Annotated in this window: 2 protein-coding genes; both read left to right on the forward strand. The window is 38.9% G+C overall.

Annotated elements, in window-relative coordinates; translation table 11 throughout:
• Positions 1 to 154: 154 nt before the first annotated feature.
• Positions 155 to 1,378 (forward strand): NAD(P)/FAD-dependent oxidoreductase, encoded by a 1,224-nt coding sequence (locus IQ242_RS22465; protein ID WP_193961469.1) that lies wholly within the window; start codon positions 155 to 157, stop codon positions 1,376 to 1,378.
• Between the two features lie 30 nt (positions 1,379 to 1,408).
• On the forward strand, positions 1,409 to 2,434 hold a 1,026-nt coding region (locus IQ242_RS22470), incomplete at its 3' end, for an S-layer homology domain-containing protein (RefSeq protein WP_193961470.1).

Genomic DNA, 2,434 nt, shown 5'->3' on the forward strand with positions numbered 1-2,434 from the left:
GGAGGGATCGAACCTAAAATCCATTTTTAATTTAATTATAACCAGCTACTTATCAAATTTAGATGCACAACAGCTTCATAAGTTTGGGGTTTAACAGAGGGCGATTTAGGGTAAAATAAAAGCAAGTTAGCAAGATTAGGCGAGGGAGTAAATCATGGATTATGATGTCGTAATTATTGGGGGTGGACCGGCGGGAGGTCACTGTGGTAGATTATTAAGTGAAAAAGGTTATCGTGTTCTTTTGGTGGAACAACATTCTAGTTGGCAAGATAATAATTTTTCTAGTGCCGCTTCTCCCCTAGAAATTTTAGAACAATTCAATCTCCCCGAAACCGTAGTGGCTAGGTTTTGGAAAAATATCGAAATTATCTCCACTAGCATACATCATTTTTGGTCATCACCGCAACCTTTAGGGGTAGTTTTTGATTTTGCCAAGTTGCGAGAGTTTTTAGCGGCGGAAGTGCTGCGTTTGGGGGGAGAAGTTCGTTTAGGTTGTCGTTATCTGAAATATCAACAGATGGAGGATCAGCTAACTGTTTTCTTGAAATCAAAAGGCGAGGAAATCGAGACAGTTACTACTCGTTTATTGGTTGATGCCACGGGATATGCTAGAGCAGTTATGTATAAACACAGACGAGAAAAACCTGATTTTTTAAAAGCAGTGGGCATTGAATATTTAATTACTGTGCCAGAAGTAGATTATCAAAAATATCAAGATAATTTAGTGTTTTTTCTAGGTCATAAATGGAGTCCTAAAGGTTATGGCTGGATTTTTCCTATGGATAATCAGCAATTAAAAATAGGAGCCGCTTGGTTAGAGGGAGAACATCCTTATATTTCTGAAGTTAAGCCTTTAAAAAGTTATATTACACAAATTATTCAAACCTACATAAATCTCTCTAAATATGATATAATCGACATCCATGGGTCTATTTTAGAATATTCGCTCAATCTGCAAGATATTTATTATCAAGAACCGAATATTATAGCGATTGGTGATGCTGTTTCTACGGTTAACTTTTTAGGAGGGGAAGGTATTCGCTATGCTATGAAAGGAGCCGAAATTGCTTGTCAATACATGGAGGAATATTTACAGGGAAAATCGAGTAGTTTTGCCCCTTATCAACAGCGGATGCAAGAATATTTTCAACCCAAATGGAATTTATCTGATCGCCTCAGTCGCAAAGTTTATTTAGAATATAGTGATGCGCGTATTGATCAAGGAGTATCCTATCTCAAGTATCTTTCCACTCAGGATATAATCGACATTTTATTTTACTACAAATTTGAAAAATACACAAAAGGGTTAGGAGGATTTCTGCTGGGGAAATTACGTCAATGGTGGCGCAGAATTTTCCCTAGTCAAAAACCTGAGTAAATAGGCTAGGATAAAGCTAAGGAAACAATATTGGTAAAGACCGTGAGTAAGTTTATTCGCTACAGTACAATTATCACTCTGCTGGGCATTTTAGCAGCCTGTAGTGGCAATCCTGCCCTAGAAAATCGTCTGGCTGCCGATCCTAATCTACAAACAAATCCCATACCAGAAAATTCTCCTAATAACAGGCAATTACCCGCAAATTTTCCCGCAGAAATTCCTCGATATAGTCAATCAGAATTATTATCCGTGCAGACAAATCCTGATAATAATGGTGGACAAACCCGTTGGCAATCCAACGATCCCAGCAATGCGATCGAGGCTTTTTATCAACAGGAATTAGTTAATAATAATTGGGAAATTATCACTCCCTTTTCTGGGGAAGGAGTTAATAGTACCCTAACGGCCCGTCGAGATAATTTAGAGTTAACTATCACCATAACTGCCACTTCTCCCAATACCGAATATAGCCTCGATTATCGTCCAATAGGAACCCCAATTTCGTCCCCTAGTCCCTCCCCTAGTCCCTCCCTTAGTCCCTCTCCGTTACCCAATCTCAATCCCACCAGTTTTAACGATCTCGAATCCTTACCTAATACCTTAAAAAGCCACATTCAAGACTTAGCTAGATTGGGAGTATTAACAGGTAATAACAATCAGTTTAACCCTAATGATACAATAATGCGCCGAGAATTTGCTCGCTGGTTGTTACAGGCTAATAATGCCATTTATGCTAATGTAGCGGGTAAACAAATCCGTTTAGCTACTCCCAATAGTTCCCCAGCTTTTAGTGATGTTAAAAATAACGATCCCGATTATATTTATATTCAAGGATTAGCGGAAGCGGGGTTAATTCCCTCTCCTTTAACGGGAGATAGTAGCACCATTTTATTCCGTCCCAATGCTCCTTTAACCCGGGAAGATTTAATCGCTTGGAAAGTGCCATTGGATATTAGAAAAGCTTTACCGAGCGCCAATCTTGATACGATTAAAAATACTTGGGGTTTTCAGGATACTAATAAAATTAACCCGCAGCTGGTGCGCGCTCTTTATGCC

The sequence above is a fragment of the Microcystis sp. LEGE 08355 genome (genome assembly GCF_015207185.1).
Lineage (GTDB): Bacteria > Cyanobacteriota > Cyanobacteriia > Cyanobacteriales > Microcystaceae > Microcystis > Microcystis panniformis.

Coding starts and splice junctions, on each gene's coding strand:
- IQ242_RS22465 (WP_193961469.1), top strand. CDS start 155: ATGGATTATGATGTCGTAATTATTGGGGGTGGACCGGCGGGAGGTCAC.